The organism is Pontibacillus yanchengensis Y32, from assembly GCF_000770635.1.
Taxonomy (GTDB): domain Bacteria; phylum Bacillota; class Bacilli; order Bacillales; family BH030062; genus Pontibacillus; species Pontibacillus yanchengensis.
In genome coordinates, this window is sequence record NZ_AVBF01000054.1 from 1 (window position 1) to 26,849 (window position 26,849).

Annotated in this window: 26 protein-coding genes; 15 read left to right on the forward strand and 11 right to left on the reverse strand. The window is 39.0% G+C overall.

Features of this window, described 5'->3' with window-relative positions; all coding sequences use genetic code 11:
- Nucleotides 1-532 precede the first annotated feature (532 nt).
- Both N782_RS15735 and N782_RS15740 read right to left on the reverse strand, forming a co-directional pair.
- Nucleotides 533-1,645: an amidohydrolase gene (locus tag N782_RS15735; protein WP_036822299.1), complete on the reverse strand. Its 1,113-nt coding sequence runs from the start codon at nt 1,643-1,645 to the stop codon at nt 533-535.
- Nucleotides 1,646-1,837: 192 nt separating this feature from the next.
- Nucleotides 1,838-2,740, reverse strand: a complete 903-nt coding sequence (locus N782_RS15740; RefSeq protein ID WP_036822302.1) for a TIGR01777 family oxidoreductase — start codon at nt 2,738-2,740, stop codon at nt 1,838-1,840.
- Between the two features lie 121 nt (nt 2,741-2,861).
- On the opposite strand from N782_RS15740, the gene recX reads away from it, so the two are divergent.
- A complete protein-coding gene (recX, locus tag N782_RS15745; RefSeq protein ID WP_036822304.1) occupies nt 2,862-3,686 on the forward strand; it encodes a recombination regulator RecX in 825 nt (274 codons plus the stop codon).
- Between the two features lie 87 nt (nt 3,687-3,773).
- Here the strand turns inward: recX and N782_RS15750 are convergent, their stop codons facing one another.
- Nucleotides 3,774-4,433, reverse strand: a complete 660-nt coding sequence (locus N782_RS15750) for an SDR family NAD(P)-dependent oxidoreductase (protein WP_036822307.1) — start codon at nt 4,431-4,433, stop codon at nt 3,774-3,776.
- Between the two features lie 65 nt (nt 4,434-4,498).
- Between N782_RS15750 and N782_RS15755 the strand changes: the two genes are divergently transcribed.
- Nucleotides 4,499-4,870: a YfhH family protein gene (locus N782_RS15755; RefSeq protein WP_036822310.1), complete on the forward strand. Its 372-nt coding sequence runs from the start codon at nt 4,499-4,501 to the stop codon at nt 4,868-4,870.
- Nucleotides 4,871-4,932: 62 nt separating this feature from the next.
- On the opposite strand, the gene N782_RS15760 is transcribed toward N782_RS15755, so the two are convergent.
- Nucleotides 4,933-5,730, reverse strand: coding sequence for a Cof-type HAD-IIB family hydrolase (locus tag N782_RS15760; RefSeq protein WP_036822312.1), 798 nt, complete (start codon nt 5,728-5,730; stop codon nt 4,933-4,935).
- A gap of 144 nt (nt 5,731-5,874) precedes the next feature.
- Here N782_RS15760 and glcT point away from each other — a divergent pair, with 144 nt between their 5' ends.
- From glcT to N782_RS15790, 6 genes are all read left to right on the forward strand, one after another.
- Nucleotides 5,875-6,711: a glucose PTS transporter transcription antiterminator GlcT gene (gene glcT, locus N782_RS15765; protein WP_036822315.1), complete on the forward strand. Its 837-nt coding sequence runs from the start codon at nt 5,875-5,877 to the stop codon at nt 6,709-6,711.
- Between the two features lie 217 nt (nt 6,712-6,928).
- Entirely contained in the window at nt 6,929-8,965 is a 2,037-nt protein-coding gene (ptsG, locus tag N782_RS15770; RefSeq protein WP_036822318.1) for a glucose-specific PTS transporter subunit IIBC, read from the forward strand.
- Nucleotides 8,966-8,984: 19 nt separating this feature from the next.
- Nucleotides 8,985-9,251 carry a phosphocarrier protein HPr gene (locus N782_RS15775; protein ID WP_036822320.1) on the forward strand — a complete coding sequence of 89 codons (267 nt, stop codon included), beginning with the start codon at nt 8,985-8,987 and terminating at the stop codon, nt 9,249-9,251.
- Nucleotides 9,252-9,583: 332 nt separating this feature from the next.
- The gene (locus N782_RS15780) at nt 9,584-10,729 is read left to right on the forward strand and encodes a polysaccharide pyruvyl transferase family protein (protein WP_036822323.1); all 1,146 of its coding nucleotides are present in this window, start codon (nt 9,584-9,586) and stop codon (nt 10,727-10,729) included.
- 22 nt (nt 10,730-10,751) lie between these two features.
- Nucleotides 10,752-11,750 (forward strand): CgeB family protein, encoded by a 999-nt coding sequence (locus tag N782_RS15785; protein WP_036822325.1) that lies wholly within the window; start codon nt 10,752-10,754, stop codon nt 11,748-11,750.
- Nucleotides 11,751-12,068: 318 nt separating this feature from the next.
- On the forward strand, nt 12,069-12,677 hold the full coding sequence (locus N782_RS15790) for a TetR/AcrR family transcriptional regulator (RefSeq protein ID WP_036822328.1): 609 nt from the start codon (nt 12,069-12,071) through the stop codon (nt 12,675-12,677).
- 82 nt (nt 12,678-12,759) lie between these two features.
- Here the strand turns inward: N782_RS15790 and N782_RS21125 are convergent, their stop codons facing one another.
- Entirely contained in the window at nt 12,760-12,936 is a 177-nt protein-coding gene (locus tag N782_RS21125) for a YpzG family protein (RefSeq protein ID WP_084103131.1), read from the reverse strand.
- Nucleotides 12,937-12,948: 12 nt separating this feature from the next.
- Nucleotides 12,949-13,101: a small, acid-soluble spore protein K gene (gene sspK, locus N782_RS15795; RefSeq protein WP_036822333.1), complete on the reverse strand. Its 153-nt coding sequence runs from the start codon at nt 13,099-13,101 to the stop codon at nt 12,949-12,951.
- 124 nt (nt 13,102-13,225) lie between these two features.
- On the opposite strand from sspK, the gene N782_RS15800 reads away from it, so the two are divergent.
- Complete coding sequence (locus tag N782_RS15800; RefSeq protein WP_036822336.1) at nt 13,226-13,495, forward strand: YfhJ family protein; 270 nt, start codon at nt 13,226-13,228, stop codon at nt 13,493-13,495.
- Nucleotides 13,496-13,540: 45 nt separating this feature from the next.
- On the opposite strand, the gene N782_RS15805 is transcribed toward N782_RS15800, so the two are convergent.
- Complete coding sequence (locus N782_RS15805) at nt 13,541-14,521, reverse strand: metal-dependent hydrolase (protein ID WP_036822339.1); 981 nt, start codon at nt 14,519-14,521, stop codon at nt 13,541-13,543.
- A gap of 68 nt (nt 14,522-14,589) precedes the next feature.
- Here N782_RS15805 and mutY point away from each other — a divergent pair, with 68 nt between their 5' ends.
- Nucleotides 14,590-15,672 (forward strand): A/G-specific adenine glycosylase, encoded by a 1,083-nt coding sequence (gene mutY / locus N782_RS15810; protein ID WP_084103132.1) that lies wholly within the window; start codon nt 14,590-14,592, stop codon nt 15,670-15,672.
- Between the two features lie 302 nt (nt 15,673-15,974).
- Here mutY and N782_RS15815 read toward each other — a convergent pair whose 3' ends face one another.
- Nucleotides 15,975-16,199, reverse strand: coding sequence for a hypothetical protein (locus tag N782_RS15815; protein WP_036822344.1), 225 nt, complete (start codon nt 16,197-16,199; stop codon nt 15,975-15,977).
- Between the two features lie 185 nt (nt 16,200-16,384).
- Here N782_RS15815 and N782_RS15820 point away from each other — a divergent pair, with 185 nt between their 5' ends.
- From N782_RS15820 to N782_RS15830, 3 genes are all read left to right on the forward strand, one after another.
- Nucleotides 16,385-16,630 (forward strand): gamma-type small acid-soluble spore protein, encoded by a 246-nt coding sequence (locus N782_RS15820; protein WP_036822347.1) that lies wholly within the window; start codon nt 16,385-16,387, stop codon nt 16,628-16,630.
- A 498-nt stretch (nt 16,631-17,128) separates the two neighbouring features.
- Nucleotides 17,129-17,662, forward strand: a complete 534-nt coding sequence (ntdP, locus tag N782_RS15825; protein ID WP_036822350.1) for a nucleoside tri-diphosphate phosphatase — start codon at nt 17,129-17,131, stop codon at nt 17,660-17,662.
- 168 nt (nt 17,663-17,830) lie between these two features.
- A complete protein-coding gene (locus N782_RS15830; RefSeq protein ID WP_036822355.1) occupies nt 17,831-19,603 on the forward strand; it encodes an ABC transporter ATP-binding protein in 1,773 nt (590 codons plus the stop codon).
- A gap of 1,010 nt (nt 19,604-20,613) precedes the next feature.
- Here N782_RS15830 and N782_RS15835 read toward each other — a convergent pair.
- Both N782_RS15835 and N782_RS15840 read right to left on the reverse strand, forming a co-directional pair.
- A complete protein-coding gene (locus N782_RS15835; protein WP_036822358.1) occupies nt 20,614-21,699 on the reverse strand; it encodes an FUSC family protein in 1,086 nt (361 codons plus the stop codon).
- A gap of 528 nt (nt 21,700-22,227) precedes the next feature.
- A complete protein-coding gene (locus N782_RS15840; protein ID WP_036822360.1) occupies nt 22,228-23,529 on the reverse strand; it encodes a glutamate-1-semialdehyde 2,1-aminomutase in 1,302 nt (433 codons plus the stop codon).
- Between the two features lie 178 nt (nt 23,530-23,707).
- On the opposite strand from N782_RS15840, the gene N782_RS15845 reads away from it, so the two are divergent.
- Nucleotides 23,708-24,106 carry a potassium channel family protein gene (locus N782_RS15845; RefSeq protein WP_052111388.1) on the forward strand — a complete coding sequence of 133 codons (399 nt, stop codon included), beginning with the start codon at nt 23,708-23,710 and terminating at the stop codon, nt 24,104-24,106.
- 66 nt (nt 24,107-24,172) lie between these two features.
- Nucleotides 24,173-24,643, forward strand: a complete 471-nt coding sequence (gene bcp, locus N782_RS15850; RefSeq protein ID WP_036822362.1) for a thioredoxin-dependent thiol peroxidase — start codon at nt 24,173-24,175, stop codon at nt 24,641-24,643.
- A 108-nt stretch (nt 24,644-24,751) separates the two neighbouring features.
- On the opposite strand, the gene abc-f is transcribed toward bcp, so the two are convergent.
- Entirely contained in the window at nt 24,752-26,341 is a 1,590-nt protein-coding gene (gene abc-f, locus N782_RS15855) for a ribosomal protection-like ABC-F family protein (protein WP_036822365.1), read from the reverse strand.
- Nucleotides 26,342-26,849: the final 508 nt, after the last annotated feature.

Below are 26,849 nucleotides of genomic sequence, written 5' to 3' on the forward strand. Positions count from 1 at the left end.
TCCACGGCCACCTTTATTCTCACAAAAGCAACGGAAACATCCCTCTTTTTCGACACGTTGATTCTATAAAATATCTCGAATCCAAGTCTTCCAGATTATGCTTCTTATCTTGAACAAGGCAATTTTGGTTAGTTGATTCCAAAATCAACACCAAACTTTAACATAGCCTATTCTATTAGGTTATACACAAGCCATTAATTTAAAATTTTCTACGCATTAAAAAATCTCTCTACACTAGATAGAGAGATTTTATATTAGTCCAGGAAACTATAAACGGGATAAGTTTGTGGATAACTTGTATAGTGATGTGGCCACGTCCAGCTCCAGCGCCCAGCGACTAGTATGCTTCCCTCGCCTCCGTACGATAAGTTAACATCGAATCACTTCGTTCTTCGTGTTGCCTTTATCTCCTACGGAATCAGGGGAAGTTCGATTAAGATCGCTGCATCACGCAGCAACATCGAACCAACCCACGTCGTGTGGGCCGCAGCATATACGTCGCTAACCGGGCGCTTGCGCTTTTGTTCATTTATTACACTATTTTTCCACTAATCATTGTCCAAGACGGCTTAGACATAAAATCAAACGGGTGCCCATTCCAAAGAACAAGATCGGCGTCTTTTCCAACTTCAATGCTACCGAGGCGATCTTCTACGCCAAGGTTTCTGGCAGGAAGGATAGTAATCCCCTCGAGTGCTTTATGAACTGGTAGTCCTTCACGAGCTGCTAATGCTGCGCACACGTTCAAATATTGAATAGGGGTATAAGGGTGATCGGTGGTAATGGAAACATCAATACCATAATCACTTAATACACGGTAGGTATCCCATGTTTTATATTTTACTTCAATTTTAGACTTTCTTGTGAGTGTTGGACCAACAGATACTTGAAGGTTTCGACCTGCTAATTCTTCTGCAATATAATGTCCTTCTGTACAGTGCTCAATACGTAGGTCAAGGTTAAACTCATCAGCTAGACGTACGGCACTTAGAATATCATCAGAACGGTGCGCGTGAATACGAACTGGTATTTCACGGTTTAATGCCTGAATGATGGGAGCGTTACGTGGGTCTTCTGGATATTCACACCATTGAGCACGAGTGAAGGTCTCACGAAGCATCCCCATAATACCCATACGTGTAATGGAGTCGTTACGGGATTGAGAGTGAATTCGCTTAGGATTCTCACCAAGAGCAATCTTAAGTCCCGCTGTTTCTTTTACTAACATATTTACAATATTTTTCCCTACGGTTTTAATAACAGAGGTCGTACCACCGATCACATTCTGACTTCCCGGCATAATATGCACGGCGGTAATACCATGTCGACGAGCATCATGGAAGCCTGTATCCAGTGGATGAGCACTGTCCAAAGCTCGGATATGTGGAGATAAGGCTTCAATGGTCTCATTTGCGTCATTACCAGCCCAGCCAGTACCTTCATCGTATAAACCGAGGTGGGTATGTACGTCTATAAATCCAGGAAAAAGCGATTGGCCTTGACCATCGATAACATGGTCTTCCTCACCATAGGACACCTTTTCTCCGACTTCTACAATTGTACCTTCGTAAATCTTTACTTCTCCGTTCGTGATAGCCGGAGAAGTTATGGGATGAATCGAAACATTCGTTATGACTGTATGCATGTATCTTTCCTATCCTTTCTATAAAAGAGATTGTTCAAGTAGTAAGGGGAAAAGGAGGGCCAATCTCTGTATCTCAGCTTGTACGTGTACTTGGTATGTTTCTTTTTGAAAATTAGGTATAGCTCCTGTGTCTACCTGCTCAGATTCTTGGCACATTGGAGTTTAGTAATTGCCTTCCTTTATGAACGATAATTAAAGCAATATATCCTTCAATGCTGGCTCAAGCTCTGGGTACTCAAACTGATATCCAAGTTCGAGTGCCTTCTGTGGATATACATATTGACCTTGTAGTAAAAGCGTACTCATCTCCCCAAGTGCTAACTTCAATGCAGGGGATGGGGCAGGTAGCCAATGTGGCTTGTTCAACACCTTGGCAATTGACTTCCCAAGCTCTTTATTTCGCTTAGGATTTGGAGCGGTAGCATTGATTGGACCGGTTGCTTTGTCATTTTTTATTGAAAATTCGATTAGACCAATGATGTCTCGAATGTGGATCCACGACATCCATTGCTCGCCGTTTCCAACAGGTCCGCCAGCATACATCTTATATGGAATGGCCATTTTCGGTAACGCACCTTCTTCTCCGAGAATAACGCCAAAACGCAAATAAACAGTACGGACGCCGAATAACTCTGCCTTTTGAGCTCGTTCTTCCCATTCCGTGGTCACTTTAGCTAAAAAGTCATTACCCGGGGTGGTTGTGTTCTCGGTAAAGGTTTCGGTTTCTGATGTACCATAAAAACCGACAGCAGAAGCGTTGACTAATACTTTTGTTGTTTGCTCCATATTTTTTATCAAGTCGAGAACGGATTCCGTCGCTTCGATACGACTATTCATGATGCTTTTCTTCGTTTCTTCTGTCCATCTGCTACTATTTAAATTCTCACCAGCAAGGTTCACAATAGCATCTAACTCTGGAAGGTTTTTCTCCGGCTTCATCCCTTCCTTAAGCCAGCCAACGTACGTTACTCGTTCTGTATTAGGATGCTTGTCTGGACTCCTCGTCAATATATAAAGGTCGTGTCCTTCTGAAGCTAACTGCCTCGTCAAATGAGTTCCAACAAATCCAGTTCCGCCAGTAATGGCAATCCTCATGGGAAAACCTCCTACACTTCTTGGTAATTTTAGTTTATATCAGTTTGTCTGAAAAAGCGATATCCTATCTATCGCCGTTTATACTTTTTCCATGATAAAATGGAGAAAGAGGTGAACATTCGTGCCAACTATTACACGTATCACAACGCAAAAACGAAACAAGCAGCGCTACAATATTTTCCTTGATCGTGGACAGGGTGAGGCTTACGAGTTTAGTGTCGACGAAGAAGTTCTCATTCAATTTATGCTACGAAAAGGTATGGAACTCGATAAGGAAACCATTGAAACGCTTATTGAAAAAGATAGCTTTCACAAAACGTTTTCCCTGGCTCTAAATTATTTAAGCTACCGGATGCGTTCTGAGAAAGAAATTCGTACTTATTTATGGGAAAAAGAAGTGGATGAAGAAAAAATAGAGTATGTCGTTAATCGTCTCAAGCAAGAAGGCTATCTAAATGATAAAGAATTTGCCGAGGCCCTCGTACGGACGCGCATGCAAACATCAAGTAAGGGACCTTTGCTGGTCAAAAAAGAACTGATTGAAAAAGGGTTAACGGCTAATATGGCTGAGGACGCTCTTGTTCATTACCCATATGATGTTCAACTAGAAAAGGCGATGAAATGGGTACAGAAAAACCTGCGCCTAGATGGAAGAAAGTCGTATAAAGAACAACTACAAAAAGTTCAGCAAACCTTAATGCAAAAAGGTTTCACTAAAGATGTCATTCAAGAAGCAGTTCAAGAACAACAAGCCTCCTCTGAAAAAGATGAAGACGCGGAATGGCAAGCTGTTGTTCATCAAGGGGAAAAGGCTCTTCGAAAGTATGCCTCAAAAGCAGAGGGATATGAGTTAAAGCACAAAATAAAAGGTGCCCTATACCGTAAGGGGTTTCCTTTTGAATTGATAGAGCAGTTTTTAGATGAATACGTAGAAGTGGAAAATTAGAATAAAAATGAGCTGCTCCTAAGAGGAACAGCTCATTTTTTATAAGGAAAATATGGGTTGTTTGCAAGAGTAAACATCCTGTGCTCTTTACTTATCAATATATATTTCTTCACGTCCATCATCTGATTCAAAAATAGCTGCGGCTACATCAGCAGGGTTTTTCATTTTTGATGGGTTCTCCACATGGTCACTTTGCTCCCAGAAGGGCGTGTTCATACCACCCATGTATACGGCAGTAAATTGAATATTGGTGTTTTCGTACTCTTTTTGAAGACTTTCTGTAAAGCCTCGTTGAGCGAATTTACTTGCACAATAAACGGATTCATTTACTTTTCCTCTTAGGCCTGCAGTTGAAATAATGTTTAATACGCGTCCGCCATTCTCTTCAAGGAGGGGGAGAGCCGCTTGCGTCATGTAGATCGTACCTTTAACGTTGGTGTTCAACATTTGTGTGATATCTGGGCTATCTAATTCAACAACAGGGCCGAAAATACCGATTCCTGCATTGTTGATCAAGACGTCAAGTTGCTCCATTTGCTGTATCCCTTCGTTGACTGAGCTTGGCTCGGTTACATCACAGACGATAACATCTGCCTGTCCACCTGCATCTTGAATTTCTCGTTGAATAATTAGAAGTCGATCTTCATTTCTACCTAATAGATAGACATGATGCTCATTTGCAGCATATGCTTTTGCAAGCTCGGCTCCTAAACCAGAGCTTGCTCCTGTAATTCCGACATAAGCCATAAGGAAAACTCCTTTCAGAATGTAGAATCTATTTTCTATTGTGTACAAACGTTGCTAAAATGTAAATGGAAGGGGTGTTAGAGTTGGAAAAAAGATATAGTGATATGACAGTTGAAGAGCTTCGTGACGCAGTAGCTCAACTAACCGAACAAGCACGAAAAGCAGAACAAATGGGCATGGTCAATGATTATGCTGTCCAAATGCGTAAAATTCAAATGGCAAAGTCATATATGCTAAACCCAGCTGATTATTCAGTTGGCGAAGTATATGAAATAGATGGAGACCCAGGCATTTACTTTGAGATTGGATACATGAACGGTATTTTTGCGTGGGGAAGACGTAAAAATCAGCAAGGGGAACTTCTAGAAGTGTATGGCACAGAGGATCAAGAGGCACTACCTATTTCGATGCTAGGGCAGAAGATAAGTGGTTCATAAAAATAATAGAGTATATAAACAAGCAGCCCTGATACTTTCAAGGCTGCTTGTTTTGCTTTACTTTAGAGTAATCCTTTTTCAAACAAATGAGCAATGGCTTCATCAACACCACTAACCACGTGTGATGTTTTCTCTTTTACCTCAGGAGGCGCTTCTTCCATCGCAAAGCTGTGTGGGGTTAGCTCAAACATAGATACGTCATTGAAAGAATCTCCCATGCATGCAACTTCCTCTGGTTGGATGCCAAGAAGGGAGATAAGTTGTTTAAGAGCTGCTCCCTTACTAATATTTTTAGGCATTAGATCAAGACAGTGCGGGTCAGATATAAAACTATCTAACTCATTTGAAAAGGAAGAGTTAATGGTTTTTTGAAGCTGTTGTAGTCTTTCGTTTGCTCCATGAATTGAAATTTTGGATGGATGAATGGATTTTCCTAATTGCTCTTTTAAATCTGGTGTCGCATGAACAGAATAAAAGAGACGCTTCTCCATTTCACGGACATTGGCTGTTTTTTCAATCACATACGTATCGGTTTCTGTAGATACACTAGGGATAACGTCATTTGTTACAGCCGCTGCGAAAATATCCTGAATGTGTTCTTGTGAAAAAGTGTTCGCATGAATGAATTTATCATCCTTGTCATAGACAAAAGCACCGTTTTGGCTAACTCGATGGCCGTTATTTTCTTGTTTCAATAGCTTTAATACTTCTTTAATTTCATGATCCATTCTACCGGTAGCGATAGCAAGTTCAACACCTGTATTCAATGCTTGCTGAATCGCATCAATATCATGTTCATTTACTTGTTTCTCCAAGTTTAGTAAGGTACCATCTAAATCGATGGCGAGAAGTTTTATCATAGGTACCACCTTTATATCGGATTCATTTTATGTTCCCTTGCAATGTTATACAAAACTATTTTATAATTTGCAAGCGTTTTAATACAATACAGAAAAAATACAGAAGTTGACGCTGGTTAAATTTTAATGGAAGGGAGTGAGGAGATGACTACTCAGGTTACGGTTGAACGTGTGTTAAATAATAACGTGGTTGTGGCAGTTCATCCTAACAATGATGAGGTAATTCTGATAGGGAAGGGAATCGGTTTTGGAAAGAAGCAAGGAGATGCAGTTACAACCGAGATGGCGGAAAAGACGTATCGGTTAGAGGATGCATCTATACAAGAGAAGTATAAACAGTTACTACCGCAGATAGATGAAGAATTTATCGCATTTATAAATGATATTATGCATCATATCGAAGAGAGAATGGGAAGTAAATTGAATGAACATATTCATATCGCCCTAACAGACCACATTGCATTTGCCATTAAGCGAATGCAAGAAGGGCTGGAGTTTACTAATCCATTACTGATCGAAATCAAGTCCCTTTATCCTAGAGAACATGAAGTTGCAAAAGAGATTGTCGGCATGATAAACGAACGATTACAATTTGAAATGCCAGAAGGGGAAGTTGGTTTCATTGCCATTCATATCCATAGTGCGATAACGGATAAAAAAGTTACGGAAATCAATAAAGATTCAGAGCTTATACAATACCTTACCAACCTTATCGAAGATCAGTTATCGATTGATTTTGATAAGCAAAGTGTAGATTATCATCGCCTTGTTCAGCATCTAAGGCGCGCGATTGAGCGGGTTCATAAGGGAGAATCTGTTGGAGAAAGAAAAAAACTTGACGACCTATTGAAAATGGAATATCCTCTATGCTATAATTTAGCTTGGAAGTTGATAAAAGTCATGCAACAACGACTAAAAAAACCCGTAGATGACGCAGAAGCCGTTTATTTAACGATACATCTACAACGATTAATTTCATAATTTAAAACGCACTTATTTCTTTGCGTGTTACTGATACGATTAGGCATGAGCGAAGAAAGATGGAGCAAATCACTGGGATTAGTGTAACTAATTCTATCGTGATTTGGAAATCTTTTTTCGCTCGTGCCTTTTTTATTGTGTTCATGTAAGCGGTTTTTGAAAGCGTTTGTTTGGGTTGCTTTATCGTTGTTGCATACAAAAAAAGGAGGAAATTACGATGTTTAAGGGAGTTTTTGGTACACTTCAAAAAGTTGGTAAAGCGTTGATGCTACCGGTAGCACTTCTACCTGCAGCAGGTATTCTTTTGGCACTAGGTACTACGTTCCAACAGGAAACTTTTTTAGGCTATGTACCAGCCTTTAAAGCTGAATGGATTCAGCTTATTGCAGAAGTAATGGCGAGTTCAGGTGATATCGTCTTCTCGAACCTTGCCTTGTTGTTTGCGGTCGGTGTAGCAGTAGGACTTGCAAACGGAGAAGGTTCCGCAGGTCTAGCAGCAATTATTGGTTATTTAATTATGAACGTAACGATGGGCGTTATTGAAAATGTATCGCCTGAAATGGTTGAAAATAGCGCAGCCTATGCCAATGTCCTTGGGATACAGACCTTACAAACAGGTGTGTTTGGCGGTATTATTATAGGTATTGCAGCAGCCTTGCTCTATCAGCGGTATTATAATATTGCATTGCCACAATATCTTGGTTTCTTCCAAGGTAAACGTTTCGTACCGATTGTAACGGCTTTCGTTTCTTTATTTATTGGTTTGGCCATGACTTGGGTATGGCCGCCAGTACAAGATGGATTAAATGCCTTTTCTCATATGATGGTTGAACAAAATACAACATTAGCAGCGTTTATTTTCGGTGTAATTGAACGTTCACTAATTCCATTCGGTCTACACCACATCTTCTATTCTCCATTCTGGTTTGAATTTGGATCGTACACAAACGATGCAGGTGAAATTGTTCGTGGTGACTATTCCATTTTCTTCGCACAAATGAGAGATGATGTAGATCAATTTACAGCTGGAACATTTATGACTGGTAAGTTCCCATTCATGATGTTTGGTCTTCCAGCAGCAGCTCTAGCGATTTACCATACAGCTAAGCCAGAGCGTAAGACGGTTGTTGCCGGAATTATGGGTTCTGCAGCTTTGACTTCTTTCCTAACAGGAATTACAGAACCACTTGAATTCTCATTCTTATTCGTAGCACCAGTACTATTCGCAGTTCACACGATTTTTGCGGGATTATCTTTCATGATTATGCACATCCTAGATGTTAAAATAGGTATGACATTCTCTGGTGGTTTGATTGACTTCCTATTATTCGGGGTATTACAAAACAAGACAGCCTGGTGGCTGGTTATCCCAGTAGGTTTAGGGTTCTCGGTTATTTATTACTTTGGTTTCCGTTGGGCGATTCTGAAATTCAACCTTGCGACTCCAGGACGTGAGGATGAAGCAGCAGATGCAGGCGGTGAAACCGATGCAGGAGAACGACCTTACGAAATTTTAGATGCACTTGGTGGCCAAGAGAACATTTCTTATCTAGACGCTTGTATTACACGCTTAAGGGTTTCTGTACATGATAAAGAACAAGTCGACAAGGAACGCTTGAAGAAACAAGGTGCATCTGGAGTTATGGAAGTTGGGAACAATATTCAAGCAATATACGGTCCAGCATCCGACTCGATCCGAGGTCAAATTCAAGATATTATTGATGGAAAATCACCTCGACCAGAAAAAGAAGCACCTGAAGAAAATAGCAATGCTCCATCAGCTCCAAAGACAGCAGCAGATGAATTGAATTTTGTAAGTCCATTAACAGGAAATGTAATGTCGATTTCAGACGTGCCAGATGAAGTATTTTCTGGTAAAATGATGGGCGATGGCTTTGCAATCCATCCTACAGATGGAGAAATCGTTTCTCCAGTAGATGGAAAAGTGCTTAATGTGTTCCCTACAAAACACGCTTTAGGATTACTTGCCGAAGATGGTACCGAAATTCTAATACACTTTGGAATTGACACCGTCAGCCTTAAAGGGGAAGGATTCGAGTCCTTTGTAGAGGAAGGCGATGAAGTGAAGCAAGGGCAGACACTTATGAAAGTAGATATTGAATCTGTCCAAGAGCAGGTTCCTTCCATCGTAACCCCAATCGTCTTTACAAATCTTGTAGAAGGCCAAGAGGTACAAGTTCAGCAAGAAGGTTCAGTATCAAAAGGTCAGAAAGATATCGTTAAAATACAATAACAAATAGGAGAGATGTAACATGGCACAACAATCAGTTAAAATCACAGCAAATGATGGAGTACACGCACGTCCAGCAACAGTTCTAGTACAAGAAGCAGGCAAATACCAGTCAGAAGTTACACTAGAATACAATGGCAAAGATGTTAACCTTAAATCCATTATGGGCATCATGTCCCTTGGAATTCCTTCCGGCGCAGATGTAACATTCAAAGCTGAAGGAAGCGACGAAGACGAAGCACTAGAAGCAATCATCAACGTAGTGAAAAACCAAGAGCTTGGTGAGTAATAAAGCAATCAAGAAGGGCTACTCCTTATAGGGGTAGCCCTTTTGTATGTAAGACAGCATTTTTGACCTGCTTTTTGTCTCGCGCCACGCCACACCACACCACACCATCAACCTATCTACTGTATGAAACCTCATACGTCCCTAATCAAGCACTTCCGCTTTAACTAACTTTTGTAAGTAGGGCAGGGTTTCGTTCACAAAAATTAGCTTTTGTGTATTATTTGGGGATTTCCCTATTTTCATATTTGAAGATTATGATGGTTATTTGTACAAACAATTAGTATTTATTTGAATAATTTATCAGTATGAGGATATAAAAGGAGCCTTTGACGATGAATATAGTCATTCATGGATATTATGGTGCTGGGAATATAGGGGATGATGCTATTTTGGATAGCATTGTTGATTCATTACTATATAAGTTTCCTGAAGCTAATATTAGCGTAATTACAAGAGGAGTTACTACTGCTTATTATGAAAAGCACAACGTAAATGAGATTAGTATTAAGCAAATTGAAAAAGTACAACGAACAATCAAGTTAGCTGATACAGTCATTATTGGAGGAGGAGGAATCCTTCAAGATTACTCAGGATGGGAGCCTCAATCTACCTTTGGTATTAAGGCTAAGGGGATGAACTATTATGGACAAATCGTAGAGTTAGCTTATTCTATGGGCAAACCCATTTACTTTTATGGAATTGGGATTGGGCCATTCAAATCACCAAAGTCAGCTGAATATGCGATTTCCTTATTATCCAAAGCTAATCGCATTACTGTGAGAGATGAAGACTCTTATCAATTTGTAAAGAAACATCTTCCTAAAGCAAATGTGAAATATTCCGCCGATCCTGCTTTAAATATGAAGTCTGCTCCTACTAAAAGTATTCAAGCGGTATTAAAATTAGAAAAAATCCCTACAAACAAAAAACTAGTCGGCATATGTTTAAGACCATGGTTTTACGTAGGAGAAGAAAAAGAAAAGTTACTGAATCACATTGCTATAATGTGCAAGATGTTGGCTAATGATCAGGATGTCCACTTCGTTTTGATGCCTTTTTGCCAATATAAAGGTGATAAGTATATTATGAAACAGTTATCCACTTTGTTACCTCCTCAATCATTCACCCTTATAAAAAATGATTACTCTCCTAGAATCTTTAAAAGTTTGATTAGTAACTTCGATTTAATAGTCGGAATGAGGTTGCATTCTTTAATACTAAGTGCAAGTACATCAGTTCCGTTTATTGGTTTGTCCTATGACCCAAAAATGGATCATTTTGGAAGTGGGTTTCAACATTTTGGGGAGATCCTGGATTACCGACAGGTCAAAACAAACACATTGTATCAATTAGCACGTAAGTACCTAAAATTAACAATTGATGAAAAACATCAGTATAAGCGAATGGTGTTGCAGATAAAATGGAAAGAAAAAGCAAATCGAAATTATTTATTTCCTTCTCAAGTTAATAAAAAATAAATTCTTATTATGAGGTGAGTTTTTGAATTTACAAAGGAAATTTAAAATTGCTCATTTTGGAAGATATGGTGAGGGAGATACAGATGTTGTGAAAAGCATACTCTTATCATTAAAAAGATTAGGGCATGAAGTTCAAGAATGGGATGTCGGTGCTCATCCTGAATGGCTGCTAAATCCAGAGGATTGTAAAGGCCCCAAAGGACCTGTCATTATTCGTTTAGATCGTGTTAAGAAAAAGTTATTAGATTTTGGACCTGATTTTATTATTTGCAATGCAGGAGGCTTAACTTTTAGTCAAAAGAGTTCTGCTTTTTTGAAGAGAAATAACATACCAATACTAGGGATAACCCTTAGTGATCCAGATATTTTTGAGTATGTATTAAAATACGGAAAAAATTTTACCTGGTTTACAACAAATTCACAGTTAGCCTATGAAAACTATAAGAAATATGGGTTTACAAACGTTCTTTATATGCCGTTTGGGATAGACTTTCGCTTTTTTAAAGAAAGAGAAGCGAATAAGAAATTCCTTTCAGATGTAGCGATCATTGGTCACGGCCGTGAGGATCGCTATCCAATAGCAAAGAAATTATGTGAATCATTTAACACTAAGCTATATGGGAAGCGATGGGGAACTATAAAAGAATTACAAGGACATTCTATGGGTTCGGTAAGGGGGGAAGAATGGTTTCAGGCAGCATACTCAACAAAGATGCTAGTAAATTTCCCCAGAACAGTTGAGGGATACACTAATGTTAAAGTAGGCATACTAGAAGCGGCCGCAACCGGAAAACTATTATTTACAGAGTACTTCGATGAAATGGAGAATTTGTTTAATTATGGAGAAGAAATAATTGGGTATTCTTCTAGTAAAGATTTAGTCAATAAAATAAATTATTATTTAAAAAATGAAGAAGAAGCTAAGCAAATTGGAAAACGAGCTATGGAGCGTTGCAAACAGGAGCATACTTGGGAAAGGCGATTTGAAGGATTGTTCAATATGATAGGTCTTTATCAGTAAAGAGTGAAGCTAAAGAGCTTCACTCTCAGCTTTTAAAGTACCGGCTCATCGGTGAATATTTAAAATAAAGAATTGATAGAACAGGCTGCCGCAGGGATTTTTCAACAGCATGAAAGCTGTCCCCCCAAAGTAGAGCAGCTTTTTTGTCGTCGTCCGCTTGAGTATAACTAAAAAAGGGATGCGTCCACATCCAGCTCTAGCGCCCAGCGACTAGTATGCTTCCGGAATACCCACACAACCGAATTCCCCCTTGTTTTGACTTCCATTACCTATCCTTATAAAATAAAATGGCAATAGTCGGAAAGGGGACGAAGTAGAATGGGGTTAGCTTCTAACAAAAATGATAATGAGCGTCAGAAGATATTTGCTGCAGCTTTAGAGTTATTTAGTGCTAAAGGTTATGAGGACACTACCATACAGCAAATTGCAAACAAAGCGGAGACGACTGAGAAGAAAGTACATATTCACTTCGAATCTAAAGCTGATTTGTTTATAGAATTAATGGCTACTGAATTCAAGTTGGATCAAGACCCAATTGAAGTGATTTTTCAAGAGATAGATGTCAATAAAGCAGCTAGTGAGATTGTCTATCGATACATATATAATCGATTGAAGCATTTCCGTTTTTTTGGCAAGAAGATAATGCGGGAAATATTTTCAGTTTCGCTACATCTTATTAAATCAAAACCTAATATGATGAAAAAATTTATTGATTTAGATTTTTTATTTGTGGATGATCTTATTACATTTTTAAATGAATTAAAGGCAAAAGGTGTACTGCCTGAAGGTTACGATTCCAATCAGGCTGCTGAAACAGTGTATAGCACGTTAGCTTTTGAATTCTTATTGTACGTATATGAGGAGGAGCATACAGAAGAGCAGCTGCTACAAGGTATAAAAAATAAGGTTCATTTTATTTTCACCTAATAGCTGATATAAAACATGGACGTGAGAAAATTTCATATAAAAAGAAGAGGGTCCACGAAAAGGAACCCTCTCCATATTAATATTACGATCGTTTTCGCATTTGCACTTCTGTAATAATCTCAGATTGTGTCTGTTGCGTTTCCCCATTAACCTGGTTGGCTGCATGCTTTGGGTTAGCATGTGGGGATTGGAAAGGATCCTTATACAAATTATCTAAAAAACGTTTGTTTTCTTCACGTTTCTTTGAATTTTGGCCCATGATAGGTCCCTCCTAAAAGTCTTTGCGTTTCGAGGATTGGTGCATTCTCTCTTGTGGGCGAGTATTGATTGACCCATCTGCTCGTTTCGAAGCATATTGGGCCTGTGCTCGCGGTTTGCCGTTTGGTTTTTCCTCAGGGAAATTGACGGTTTTGTTGCGTGGCATGAGATCGACCTCCTGAGTAAAGACTTTTCACCATATTAAATGGTGTAAGCATAGTATGTGCACCTAAACGGTTCGTATGTGATACAATAGGGAGCGAATTGCTGGAAGTTTAGAGGTGAGAAACATGGAAGATATTTTTGAACGATTAACACATCAATTGTGTAATCAAAACGAACAATTAACAATGAGGCAAGCCCGTAACTGGGTAGAATATTTATGGGAAGATTTCGAATCAACTCGTGCAAAAGCTGGACGAACCTATGAAGGAAAAGACATGACCGAGAAAGTGGTTTCCCAGTGGATTAACAGCTATGGACCAAAACTTCATGAATTTGCATCCAAAAACCCACGTTATCAACAACTGTTCGAAGATGGACAGAATTATACTCATTAAAGAAAAAAGATGACACATTAATCTAATGTGTCATCTTTCTTTCGTTCAGGTTGGTAATGCATCCAGTTTTTTCTGAAGTTTTTCTTCGGAGAAAATCCAGCCTGTATAGGATGATAATATGTTGAGGTCATCATCAAGGGTGACGACGGCAACGAATGGATAACGACCTTTGGAACGGTAACGAAGGTCAATTAATCGTACTTCTGTATAATGGTCGTATTCGTCAATCTCCCAACGGTACACCGGGGAAAAGGATAAGAATGCATCCATATTATCATCTTGTATAGCTTTATTCATAATAGGCATATCTGGTAATGGTTTGCGTTGAAATTCATCAACAATAACAATATGACCACTTACCGCTCGCCCAACATAGAATTTATCTTTTGTAGTGATGGCGAGTCGCCATACATTGTGTCTAATAGTCGGGGAAGTTACAACTTCTTCAACATCACGGTAATAGCCGTTAATCTTTTTCACCATCTCATGCTTGTCAAAATAGCGTTTCACATAGTAAAGCGCGATGACAAAATAAAGTATCAAGAACGTATAACCAGGATCTGCACCTAGATTCCATGCGATAATACCGATAAGATGGAGAAGGAAGATATAGGGGTCAAATGTATTAATGAATCCATAGGCAACCCATCGTTTGGAAAAAGGACGGTACGCCTGTGTGCCATAAGCATTAAATACATCGACGAAAACGTGTAAAATAACAGCTAGAAACGTCCATATCCATAAATGAAAGAAGTTTACCTCAGGAGCAAAAGCGTAAATAACACTAGGGATTGCAATGCCCCATAGACCAACCGCAGGCATGGAATGGGTAATTCCGCGATGATTGCGTATATAAACTGCGTTATTTCTTAATTTTAAAATGGTGTCTAAGTCTGGCGCTTGTGAACCTATAATGGTCCCTGCTAGTACTGCATTAAACAGGGTAGGATCATTTTGTACGACAGGGTCTAATGTAGCTAAACCACCAAGTGCAACTCCCATAACGATATGGGTACCAGTATCCATTTGTTAGGTTCCTCCTTTGAGGTAGACTCTCGCATTAACTTAACTTCATTGTATCAGAAGGGTGAAACATTGTGAAAAATAATCAAGCATTGAATATACTCGAAGGATTCGATAAGAAGGGGTTTCGTGACAATCTTATTCATTGGTTTCAACAAGAACAGCGAATGTTACCATGGCGAAAAGATCAAGACCCTTATAAAGTATGGGTATCCGAAATCATGCTTCAGCAAACCAAAGTTGATACGGTTATTCCATATTTTCATCATTTTATTAACCAATTCCCAACACCAAATGATTTAGCAGAAGCGGATGAACAACAAGTTCTGAAAGCATGGGAGGGTCTTGGCTATTACTCACGTGCTCGTAATTTGCAAATAGCCGTGAAAGAAGTAGTATCCTCCTATAACGGGAAGGTCCCGGATAATGAAAAAGAACTCGGAGCCTTAAAGGGGGTTGGCCCTTATACAAGAGGTGCTATTCTTAGTATTGCATACGACATTCCTTCCCCAGCTGTTGATGGAAATGTTATGCGTGTTTTATCAAGAATTTTAATGGTAGAAGAGGATATAGCCAAACCAGCAGCCCGCAAAGTATTTGAAGGTCTTGTTCGTGAGCTTATCTCTAAAGAGGATCCTTCCTCATTTAACCAGGGATTAATGGAGCTTGGAGCATTAGTATGTACTCCCAAAAGTCCCTCATGTTTATTATGTCCCGTTCAATCTCATTGCCGAGCTTTTGAAGAAGGGAAAGAAACTCTATTACCAATTAAGTCTTCTAAAAAGAAACAGAAAAGATTGCCATATCTTACACTACTGATACGTAATGAAGCAGGACAGGTATTGATTCAAAAGCGACCGGACCAAGGTTTATTAGCGAATCTTTGGGAATTTCCAATGGTTCCTCTTCAAGATGTAGATAAAGAAAATGTTCAAGACTGGTTTAAGGAGCAGTATGGGATAAACATATCACTGGGACAATCATTGGACCACATTAAACACACTTTCTCTCATATCATCTGGGATATGGAAGTTGTGGAAGCTGTGGTGCAGAATGACGAAATGAACTACGCAAGAGCTCAATTTGTACACAAGGAAAACTTGAGCCAATATCCATTTCCCGTCTCTCATCAAAAAATACTTAAGCATATTTAAAAAGCTGGCTGGCCTAGGATTATTACTAGGAAGCCAGCTTTATTCTTGTCCAGGAAATTATAAAATTCAATGCTTGTGTATAACTAAAAAAGTGAAGTAGCCACGTCCAGCTCCAGCGCCCAGCGACTAGCAAACTTCATGCACCTCCTTACGATAAGTCAACATCGAATCGCTAGCGCTCTTCGTGTTTCCTTTATCTCATACGGAGCCGTCCAGTTTGTACGTCGCTAACCGGGCGCTTGCGCTTTTTGTTCTTTGTAAAGTGATATTTCGAATTTAGGTAAAATCCTTAATGGTAGTTCCTAATCATAAACAGGTTTAGTGCCTGATGACCATGTTGCTTCTCTTTTCGTAAATCCGCCTCGATTTTGTATTTCTTCATTGATTTCTCGAAGGATTGTCGTTCCCTCGCTATTTAAATAAGGCACCATTTGACTTAATGCATGCTGAAAATAAGCTAATTCATCTGTTTTCCAATCATGTTTTGATGTCATCGTTAGTTCTGTCATATCTCTTCCAACATACAAAGAGATCTCCTCCTTTTGGACAGCTCTTCCTTATAAAATAAGAGCCTATATCTATTTTTTGCAGGAGGATTGATTCTATTCAGGTTTTTACTCAGAGCTGGTAATAAAAGAATATTATGGAAGTTAATTTTTACGGATAACCTCTGGAATTTTGCACATTCTAATTGTTGCGGAGGTGATTAAAGATGGCTAAAAAACAACAACAAAACCAACAGCAACAACAACAAGCACAAGCTAACAAAACAGCTTCTGGTACTAACGTCCAACACGTGAAGCAGCAAAACCAACAGTCTGCTCAAGGTCAAGGACAATACGGTACTGAATTTGCGCAAGGTCAACAAGCTCAACAACAACAACAAGCTCAAAAAACTGACGCGCAACACGTGAAGCAGCAGAACCAACAATCTGCTCAAAAGAAAAACCAACAATAACTTATTTTGAAGCGTCGTAACCCCCGAACCAATACGACCTTCTAAAAAAGCACTCCTTTACTGGAGTGCTTTTTTCTATTTTATGGGTTAAGAAAGCATACATTTCTGGCGCTTCTGTGTCTAGCTCTAGCGCCCAGCGACTAGCAAACTTCCTGCACCTCCTTACGATAAGTCAACATTGGATCGCTTGCGCTCTCCGTGTTTCCTTTCGGCCTACACGACGTAGGTTGGTTCGATGTTGCTGCGTGATGCAGCGGGTTTAATCGAACTTCCATTATCCCAGGACAGTTTGTACGTCGCTAGCAGGGGCTTGCGCTTTTCTTAAATGGGAATTGATGGAGGGTTTACTTTATACATAAGCATATTGGAACGTGAAGGAAATAGTTAGAGCAGATTTATCATTTCCATTTGTTCGCATTACTCGTTATAATTGTATGAAGGAGTAAAGATAATCAGATTTTACAAGGTCGTGTGTATAAGGAGTAAAGGAGAATTTCTATGTCAGTCCCGAAGCCAGGTCAACATATTCAAATTCATAGTTATAAACACAATGGCCAATTGCATCGAGTCTGGGATAGTACAACGATTTTGAAAGCAACTCAAAATGTTGTAATAGGGGCAAATGATAAAACATTAGTAACGGAAAGTGATGGACGGACCTGGATTACCAGAGAGCCTGCCATTTGTTATTTCCATTCAAAATATTGGTTTAATATTATTGGGATGCTACGTAATGATGGAGTATATTATTACTGTAATATTAGCTCTCCTTTTGTATATGATGAGGAGGAAGCGCTGAAGTATATTGATTATGACTTAGATGTAAAAGTGTTTCCTGACATGACATATATATTGTTAGATGAGGATGAATATGAACAACATCGACGAGAGATGAATTATCCTCATGTGCTAGACCAGATTTTGAAAAACAATGTAAATCATTTGTTGAGGTGGATTCGACAAAGAAAAGGGCCTTTTTCACCTGAATTTATTGATCAATGGTATGAACGTTATTTAACGTATCTAACGTAAGGAAAGCCTGTTGACTTATCCAACAGGCTTTTTACATTTTTGAACCTTTTTTAATCAAACTATAAATGTGTACTAACCTATAATTACATGAAACTCCAATGTACCTGACTCCTAAAGAGGTCCTTTTCCTTAGGGACAAACAATACAGCAGATTGAGAGGTGACAGCCATGGAGAACATAAAACGATATATACAATTCGTTAAGCCATATAGAGGGAAAATTGCGTTAACTATTGCGATAGGTATTCTGAAATTTGGCATCCCTTTATTACTTCCGCTCATTTCGAAATATGTCATTGATGATATCATCAATGCAGAAAATATGAGCCAAAGTGCTAAAATTGATGAGCTGTTATGGATTATGGGAGGAGCATTATTTATATTCTTAATTGTGCGCCCTCCTATAGAGTATGCACGTCAATACCTGGCACAATGGACAGGAAATACGATCTTATATGATATACGTAATAAATTATTTGATCATATACAACGATTAAGTCTTCGGTTCTACTCTAAAACAAAAACTGGGGAAGTCATATCACGTGTTATCCATGACGTTGAGCAAACGAAGAACTTTGTTATTACAGGATTAATGAACATCTGGTTAGATATGTTCACGATTGTCATTGCTATTATTATTATGCTTACCATGAATGTATGGCTAACGATTGTAGCTATTTCCTTGTTCCCGTTATATGGATTTGCGGTTAAGTTTTTCTATACGAAGCTTCGAGATTTAACCAAGGACCGCTCTCAAGCATTAGCGGAAGTTCAAGGTCACTTACATGAGCGTGTTCAGGGGATGCCGGTTATTCGGAGTTTTGCGTTAGAGGATTATGAACAGGATCAATTTAATGATCAAAACGCTAATTTTCTAGATAAAGCTTTAAAACATACAAGCTGGAATGCGAAAACATTTAGTGTCACATCTACCATTACCGATTTAGCACCGATCCTTGTTATTGCGTTTGCAGGTTATCAAGTAATTGTAGGAAGTATTGAAGTAGGTACGATGGTAGCTTTTATTGGCTATATGGATCGCGTGTATGCTCCATTACGTCGTTTAGTTAACTCCTCTACCGTATTAACACAGTCTATTGCATCAATGGATCGTGTATTTGAATTCATGGATGAGGATTATGATATTAAAGACAATCCGAATGCCAAAACACTAACACATGTAGATGGCCATATTACGTTTGATAATATCTCCTTCCGTTATGATGATGATGAGAATCTTGTGCTGAAAGACCTCACCCTAGATGTTGAAAAAGGGGAAACCATTGCCCTCGTTGGCATGAGCGGTGGTGGTAAATCGACATTGATTAGCCTGATTCCTAGATTTTATGATGTGGAATCTGGGAGCATTAGAGTGGATGGTACCGACATCAAGGATGTAGAAGCAAGGTCTCTTCGGGATAAAATTGGTATGGTGCTTCAAGACAACATTCTATTTAGTGAGTCTGTCGCGATGAATATTAAAATGGGGAATCCAGATGCGACAGACGAAGAGATGATTGAGGCAGCCAAAGCTGCTAATGCCCATGAATTTATTATGGGATTAACAGATGGATATAACACATTAGTAGGCGAGCGAGGCGTGAAGTTGTCTGGTGGACAAAAGCAACGTATTGCGATTGCACGAGTATTCCTTAAGAATCCACCATTACTAATATTAGATGAAGCAACATCAGCTCTGGATCTAGAAAGTGAACACCTTATCCAAGAAGCGCTAGAAAAATTAGCGGCTGACCGTACTACATTTATCGTGGCCCACCGTTTATCCACTATTACACATGCTAACCGCATCGTGTTAATAGAGGATGGAATGATTAAAGAAGCAGGTAGTCATGAAGAATTAATGAGAAGAAAAGGTCACTATTATGACCTTTACCAAGTCCAGCATTTGGACGATCCAAACCCTGAATATTTAGGAACGTAAAGGAAAAGCTTGGGAGTAGAAATGTTGCTCCTGAGCTTTTTTATGGAATAGGGGTTGTTAGATACTAAGTAGGGATGAGGGTTATTCAATATAAGAGGCATAATTTTGAAGACTTGGATTCGAGATAATTGGAGTGGCCCGATGCGTAAGAAGAGTTGGGTAGGAAACGGCTATACGTAGGGCAACTTTTTTGACGGACATATAATCTCTTATTTACTGTAAAAAGCCTATTTTGGAGAGACTAACGGACATACGGAAGGTGTCTATTAACTCTGGATAAGTTTGAGTCTCATTCAAACTCACTCCAATTTCATGGTTTTTAGGCTAAAAAAATAGATATATCACTCTAAAAAAGCCTAATTGTGGGGGTGCTTTGACCATTATTAAGTCCAAATATTATACGGTGGATGGTTTCCACAGTTAATAGACAGCTTCATACGGTATCTTATTTGTGAAAAAACATACTAAATTAAGGTGTTTTTGGCTTGATAGCGAACTGTATGTCCGTACCGAATGCAAAATAGCTTTTAAATCGAAGAATAAGAGACTATATGTCCGCATAGCATCACTTTTGTGTCATGTACCATTCCTTGCTTCGTGGTAACCAATATACTGAACGTCCCACTCTAGCCTGGATATGTTTCCGGTAAACCACACGAACACAAAGATGGGCCGGTAAATGACGAGACTCCCGTAGAAAAAAGGATGTGTCAAGACCCCGCAGGACGGTTTTTGCCCGAGGAGGCTCTGTTAGTAATCAAGGAAGGTCGAGTTCGCTACATCCTGTAGCAAACTCGACCTTCCTCACGTCGTGTGAGGCCACAGGAAAGCGAGCTATTTCCCGGCCCATTTTTTCTCTAAATTAACACAACGGAAACATTTCTCTAATCCATAATATTTCGATTCCAAGTCTTCAAGATAATGGGGCTTATACCGAATAAAAAAAGACTTCCTTTGTAATCAACAATAGGAAGTCCTTCTTTATACTTCTAACTTGAATAAGGCTCTGTTTATTTCACAGTAGGTTTTGCCGGTTTCTGAACGTTAATGTGTTCACTGCTGTGATAATTGGAATAACTGGATAATACTTTTTCGAGTCTTTGTAATGTCTGATGATAGTCCATTAAATTAGTTGCGAGAGGTAAGAACATGAGCTTTTCTTCCTCATCATCCTTTTCCTCGTAAATCTCAATTAAATACTCAACCAATTTCGGGATGTTCGGTTGACCTGCTTCTTCCATTGTATCATCCTCATGAACCCGGATACGTCCCATAACGGAAAGGACTAACTTCTCATGGGCATGGATAACTTTGTCTAACTCATTAACCAATGTATTGCGAAAGTCACTTGAAACTTTGTCCATTTCATTTTCTAGTCGTGAAAAGGTTTTGAGAACTTCAAATGCTTTTCTAGTCGTGGCAATAAGATGACGGAATAATACCAATTTGCGTGCTTTTTTAAGTCGCTTGCTTTTTAAATAAGTCCGTTCTTCTTGATATAGGCTATACACACGATCGATGTTCAGCATCTCTCCATCTAATCGATTAATCTCCTCTTTCAATGCCGGTCGGTCAGAGAGGTGGCGTGTAGTAATTCTAAGCCATTGCAGAATATCTCCCGTATTTCGATCAATCATTCCAAAAAGCTTTGTCTCATACTTCGGTGGTAAAAAGAGTAGGTTCACAAAGAACGAAGCAAATACCCCGAGCATTAAAGAAGAAAAGCGAAGTGCTGTAAATTGTAAAAACGGTGTGTCAGTTGTTTCCATAATAGCGATAACAGCTACGAGTGCCAATAAAACCGTATTTTCTTTCATGTTAAATTGAATACAAATTCCGATAACAAGAACGATTGTGAATCCCATTATAAATGGATCGTTCCCTAGAGTTAGAACAATAATGGAAGCACTTATGGCTCCAATAATATTTGCTTGTACTTGCTCAATAATAGATTGGTAAGAGCGATAAATAGAAGGCTGTATAGAAAATAAGGCAGCCATTCCAGCAAAGATTGTACTTGAACCAATTAACGAAGCTACGTAGATTGCAATAGCTACAGCTAGTCCAGTCTTGAGCATCCTTGCGCCAAGTTTCATTTGAGAAAACCTTCCTTCGTAATCCTATTAAACATATGTATTATACTTCATTTCTATCCTTTTAGATATAAAAAAAGTAAAAACTTGCTAGCTTAAAGCAATAGTAGAAGTATAGGAAAAGTTCCCTCTATAAGAATGGGAAAAACGATTATTTACTGTTAGAAAACAAAAAAAGGCTGACTCTCTAGGGAGAAAGTCAGCAATATTCCTTGAAAGGATGGTAGACCTTCAACACGAATTCACACGTGCAAAGACCTATGAAAAAGGGGTAAGAAATGAAAAGAGCACAATTGTTATTGTACTAATTTTCTGATTATTTACAATAGTAGCATATTTTAGGCTTGTATGCAATTCTTTCTTCGCAAATTCATTGTAGAAGGAGGGATAAAAGGAAGACCCAGATTTAAATCCGGGTCTTCATTAAATAGAGCTTATATTCTGGTAATCTTCCATGATTAGCAATCAGACAACATCCAGTTTACCGATATGAAATTTATACGATGACTCAAAGAGTATCTTTAAGCCATCCTATCTCAATTCATTAGCTAATGTTTTAAAGGATTTCTCAACAGCTTTTAATGTTTCTTGAATATCTTCTTCTGTATGAGCGATGGTTAAGAACCACGCTTCAAATTTAGACGGTGCTAAGTTAATCCCTTCTTGAAGCATTAAATGGAAGAAACGCGAGAACATATCTCCATTTGATGCTTCGGCTTGCTCATAATTTTCAATCTCAGTATCTGTGAAGTAAACAGTTAAAGCACCTTTTAGGCGATTTACTTTTACCGGAAGGGCATATGTTCTTGCATGGTCGAGAATGCCGTTCTCTAACATAGCACCAAGCTTATCAAGTTTTTCGTATGTGCCTTCTTCTTTGAGCACTTCAAGGCATGCAATACCTGATGCAATAGAAGCAGGGTTACCAGCCATGGTACCTGCTTGATAGGCAGGACCAAGTGGTGCGACTTGTTCCATAATATCTACACGTCCACCGTAGGCACCAATTGGTAGGCCTCCTCCGATGATTTTACCGAGGGCTGTCATATCTGGTTCTACTCCTACAAGATCTTGTGCACTTCCGTAAGTGAAACGGAAAGCTGTAATGACCTCATCGTAAATGACAAGCGCTCCTGCATCGTGGGCAATGTCATTCACTTCTTGCAAAAATCCTGGTTTCGGTTCGACAATACCGAAATTCCCTACAATAGGTTCCACTAGAACAGCTGCTACATCCTCACCATGAACCTCAATAGCCTCACGGAATGATTCCACATCATTGAACGGAACAGTGATAACTTCTTGGGCAATAGACTTAGGTATTCCTGCAGAATCAGGAGTCCCAAGTGTTGCAGGGCCAGAACCAGCTGCTACAAGTACAAGATCGGAATGACCATGGTAACAGCCAGAGAATTTAATGACTTTCGTGCGATTTGTGTATGCACGAGCTACCCGTATTGTTGTCATAACAGCTTCTGTACCTGAATTTACGAAGCGGACCTTCTCCATAGAAGGGATTGCTTCCTTTAACATCTTTGCAAAACGGTTTTCCAGTTTCGTAGGAGTACCGTATAAAACGCCGTTATATGCAGATTCTGCAATAGCTTTTGCAATATGAGGATGGGCATGCCCAGCAATGATTGGTCCATATGCACCAAGATAATCGATGTATTTATTGCCATCTACATCCCAAAAGTAAGCTCCTTCTGCTTTTTCCATAAAAATAGGAGTTCCTCCACCTACGCCTTTGTAAGCGCGAGAAGGCGAGTTAACCCCGCCTACAATATGTTCTTCTGCTTCTTTATATAATGCTACTGATTGATCAATATTCATCATAAACCTCCACTAGATAAATAATTCAAAATGTATATCCACGGAACAGTTTAACATATTCGTAGAGAATCTCATGAAAATACTTTAGTCTTTTTGTTGGAAATAGAGGCCTGAAAGTTCATTATCATAAATGGTTTCTTATCTTTGTAGACTTATAGTAAGGACAGGGGTGGAGACTATGGCGATGACGTGGGGATTGGTTGGTGTCATTGTAGTGGTGTTGTATGGGAGTATTAAACATTTCTTGGATTTTAGCGAGCGGAAAGGGCAAAGGATTATCGTAGAGCACTTTTATTCGTTGCTCCTTGTATATGTAATCGTGATGCTTGCATTTGGGATGATTTATTTTATTTTTGCGTCACAAGGGATGCCGATTTTAATGGATGAACTGCTTCAGCATGACTCCGTAATAGACCGACTGGCACACTCGATTTATTTTAGTGGAGTCACATTGCTTACAGTAGGCTATGGAGATATAACGCCAATTGGGATTGGACGAGTTATCGCACTTGTAGAGGCATTAATCGGATATGTGCTACCAGCTGCTTTTTTTGTACAACTAATGCAGGATAAGTAATAAAAGTTGTAAGAATGTTTATCTTTGGTTACCCTTAAGAGAGATAACGTTCTGGAGGGATTTTGAATGAGTGTAGAATTAGGAAAACAAGCACCTGACTTTGAATTACAAGCTAGTAATGGAGAAACCGTAAAATTATCCGATTTCCGTGGCAAAAACGTTGTACTTTATTTTTATCCCAAAGATATGACACCAGGGTGTACAAATGAGGCATGTGATTTCCGTGATCATCATGAAAGCTTTGCAGATGTTGATGCAGTAATTCTAGGCGTGAGTCCTGATCCGGTAGAGCGTCATAAGAAGTTTATCGACAAGCATGAATTACCTTTCCTTTTACTTGCAGATGAGGATCATAAAGTCGCCGAAGAGTATGGTGTATGGACACTAAAGAAAAATTTCGGTAAAGAATACATGGGAATTGAGCGTTCCACTTTTCTAATTGATAAAGAAGGCAACTTGGCACAAGAGTGGCGCAAAGTACGTGTTAAAGGCCACGTAGAAGCAGCACTTGAATACATCCGCGAAAACTTATCATAATTTAAAAAGCGTAAGCGTATGGATAGCTGCTGGACGCTGGAGCTAGGAAATTACAAATATCTGAAAAAAGTGGCTTTTACCTTGGAAAGGTAGAGCCACTTTTTATGTTTATTGCTTTTTTAATTCTTTAAGTGTGTGAAGTGTTTCCTCGTACTCTTTTTCTAAAGTTGCGGTATCAATTTTCGAATCGGGGATGCTTATCCGGCTGATTAATTCTGTCAACTTGTTTTCTAGTGTCATGATACGCTGAAGTGTTTCATCACTATGACCAGGCTTCTGCTTGTCATTATAATAATCGGTAAGCGTCCCCTGGTAGGTAGTAAGGGAGCCATCTTCAAGAAACCATAAATGATCGGCTGTTTCTTCTATAAAACGACGGTCGTGTGTAACGAATAGTATAGTCCCAGGGTAATCATGAATTAAGCCCTCAAGTGATGTGATTGCTTCAATATCAAGATGGTTTGTTGGTTCATCAATAACGAGCACATTGTAGGTTCCAGTCAAAAGTCTTGCTAATGCTGTTTTGACTCGCTCACCGCCACTTAATACACTGATTTTCTTGTGTACATCTGTATCAAAAAAACGTAGACGCCCTAAAATAATACGAATCACATGTTGGGGTAATGCACTATTTTCCTGTACATATTCAAGGATTGTTTTATCTTCCGGCAGAGCTTCAAGGGTTTGATCAAAATGGCCTATTGAAGCTTGGTTCGTAATTTCAAGCTCCGTATTTCCATACAACAGGTGATGGAGAAGAGTTGTTTTACCACTTCCATTTGCACCTATGATAGCTGTCTTAGAACCGGTTTTTAGCTTTATATGGTCAATGGTGTAGAGGTGTTGATTGTTTATATTCATTGTGAGGTCTTTAGCGATAAAAATGTTCTTTCGATGAATTGGTTTAACCAAGGTGTAATCCATTTTTATTTCAGCCCATTCAAATGGTTTTTCCACTTTTTCTAGACGGTCAATACGATCTTGGATAACCTTTGAAACACGTTCCACTCTCTGTTTCTTGCCTGAAGCTTTTCCCTTATACAATTGCCACTCTGAGTTTCCCATACGTGATGGAGGTTTATTCATTACTTTCGCTTGTTGTTCTTTCTGATGCATTCGGTCTGTCAGCCGTTTTTTCTCTTTCACATAAGCCTCATATTCTTCCTGTTGATGTTGCACCTTTAATGCTTTGGCTGCTTCATAATCGGAAAAACCCCCTTTGTACTCTGTAACATTTCCATCTTCAAGCTCCCAAATCTTTGTACAAACTTCATCAAGCATTTTTCGGTCATGAGATACAATCACATAAGCACCTTGGAAGTGGGCTAGCCTGTTTTCTAATTCATCTATACGTTGCCAATCCAGATTATTCGTTGGTTCATCTAGCAAAAGTATGTCATGAGATGCGTTGAACAATTGCTCTAATTTGCGAAGCGTCTTTTCCCCGCCACTTAAGCGATCCCAACTCGGGTCGCCCTCTACATTAAGTTGCCTGAAATAACCTACACGGCCGTTCCAGGACACTAGGGATTTAGTATCTAATAAACCAAGTAAATAGTTTAATAAAAGGGATTTACCTTCCCCGTTTTTTCCTATCAGACCAATACGATCCCCTTGATGAATGGATAGTTCATTAATATCTAATAGTGTTCGATCTCCAATAGTGTAGTGAATCTGTTTCGCATGCATAACTCTCATAAAAAAATCCTCCCTGAACGTTCCAGAGAGGTAGGTGTAAGTATATACGTACAGTGGGACGTCATTTCCTTCCATTACTGATAAAATGACATAACGTTTGTATACACAATAAATAACAGTCTATAAATAGACATACCTATCCTATCTGGAACGAGTGTGTTCACCATGAATCTTGTTCATATTAAACTCGCCTCTCAAAATAGGATTAGTACTTCATTGTGTATAGATTCATTCCCTTCGCTTTTAATACTTTTATTATATGACAACAAATGGGGAGGTGCAACTGATTGCCTTTCATGTTAGTTAAATACCCAATTTAAGTAAGTTTTCAAAAAGTAGGTAAAGGTCCATACTTCAAAGCTCGTCTAAACGTATAGTACATTAAGAGAAAAAAACCTCCCCTTTACAATAAAGATCGGCTTGCACGAGCGCATGTTGTTCGTGCTTTTTTTATTTCTTGGCTATGTTAAAGTTTGGTGTTGATTTTGGAATCAATTAATCTGAATAG

Excerpts from the sequence above, each read along its gene's own strand:
- N782_RS15735 (WP_036822299.1), bottom strand. The coding sequence starts at position 1,645 with ATGCATACAGTCATAACGAATGTTTCGATTCATCCCATAACTTCTCCG.
- N782_RS15740 (WP_036822302.1), bottom strand. The coding sequence starts at position 2,740 with ATGAGGATTGCCATTACTGGCGGAACTGGATTTGTTGGAACTCATTTG.
- N782_RS15750 (WP_036822307.1), bottom strand. The coding sequence starts at position 4,433 with ATGGCTTATGTCGGAATTACAGGAGCAAGCTCTGGTTTAGGAGCCGAG.
- N782_RS15755 (WP_036822310.1), top strand. The coding sequence starts at position 4,499 with ATGGAAGGGGTGTTAGAGTTGGAAAAAAGATATAGTGATATGACAGTT.
- N782_RS15760 (WP_036822312.1), bottom strand. The coding sequence starts at position 5,730 with ATGATAAAACTTCTCGCCATCGATTTAGATGGTACCTTACTAAACTTG.
- glcT (WP_036822315.1), top strand. The coding sequence starts at position 5,875 with ATGACTACTCAGGTTACGGTTGAACGTGTGTTAAATAATAACGTGGTT.
- ptsG (WP_036822318.1), top strand. The coding sequence starts at position 6,929 with ATGTTTAAGGGAGTTTTTGGTACACTTCAAAAAGTTGGTAAAGCGTTG.
- N782_RS15775 (WP_036822320.1), top strand. The coding sequence starts at position 8,985 with ATGGCACAACAATCAGTTAAAATCACAGCAAATGATGGAGTACACGCA.
- N782_RS15780 (WP_036822323.1), top strand. The coding sequence starts at position 9,584 with ATGAATATAGTCATTCATGGATATTATGGTGCTGGGAATATAGGGGAT.
- N782_RS15790 (WP_036822328.1), top strand. The coding sequence starts at position 12,069 with ATGGGGTTAGCTTCTAACAAAAATGATAATGAGCGTCAGAAGATATTT.
- N782_RS21125 (WP_084103131.1), bottom strand. The coding sequence starts at position 12,936 with ATGGGCCAAAATTCAAAGAAACGTGAAGAAAACAAACGTTTTTTAGAT.
- sspK (WP_036822333.1), bottom strand. The coding sequence starts at position 13,101 with ATGCCACGCAACAAAACCGTCAATTTCCCTGAGGAAAAACCAAACGGC.
- N782_RS15800 (WP_036822336.1), top strand. The coding sequence starts at position 13,226 with ATGGAAGATATTTTTGAACGATTAACACATCAATTGTGTAATCAAAAC.
- N782_RS15805 (WP_036822339.1), bottom strand. The coding sequence starts at position 14,521 with ATGGATACTGGTACCCATATCGTTATGGGAGTTGCACTTGGTGGTTTA.
- N782_RS15820 (WP_036822347.1), top strand. The coding sequence starts at position 16,385 with ATGGCTAAAAAACAACAACAAAACCAACAGCAACAACAACAAGCACAA.
- ntdP (WP_036822350.1), top strand. The coding sequence starts at position 17,129 with ATGTCAGTCCCGAAGCCAGGTCAACATATTCAAATTCATAGTTATAAA.
- N782_RS15830 (WP_036822355.1), top strand. The coding sequence starts at position 17,831 with ATGGAGAACATAAAACGATATATACAATTCGTTAAGCCATATAGAGGG.
- N782_RS15835 (WP_036822358.1), bottom strand. The coding sequence starts at position 21,699 with ATGAAACTTGGCGCAAGGATGCTCAAGACTGGACTAGCTGTAGCTATT.
- N782_RS15840 (WP_036822360.1), bottom strand. The coding sequence starts at position 23,529 with ATGAATATTGATCAATCAGTAGCATTATATAAAGAAGCAGAAGAACAT.
- N782_RS15845 (WP_052111388.1), top strand. The coding sequence starts at position 23,708 with ATGGCGATGACGTGGGGATTGGTTGGTGTCATTGTAGTGGTGTTGTAT.
- bcp (WP_036822362.1), top strand. The coding sequence starts at position 24,173 with ATGAGTGTAGAATTAGGAAAACAAGCACCTGACTTTGAATTACAAGCT.
- abc-f (WP_036822365.1), bottom strand. The coding sequence starts at position 26,341 with ATGAGAGTTATGCATGCGAAACAGATTCACTACACTATTGGAGATCGA.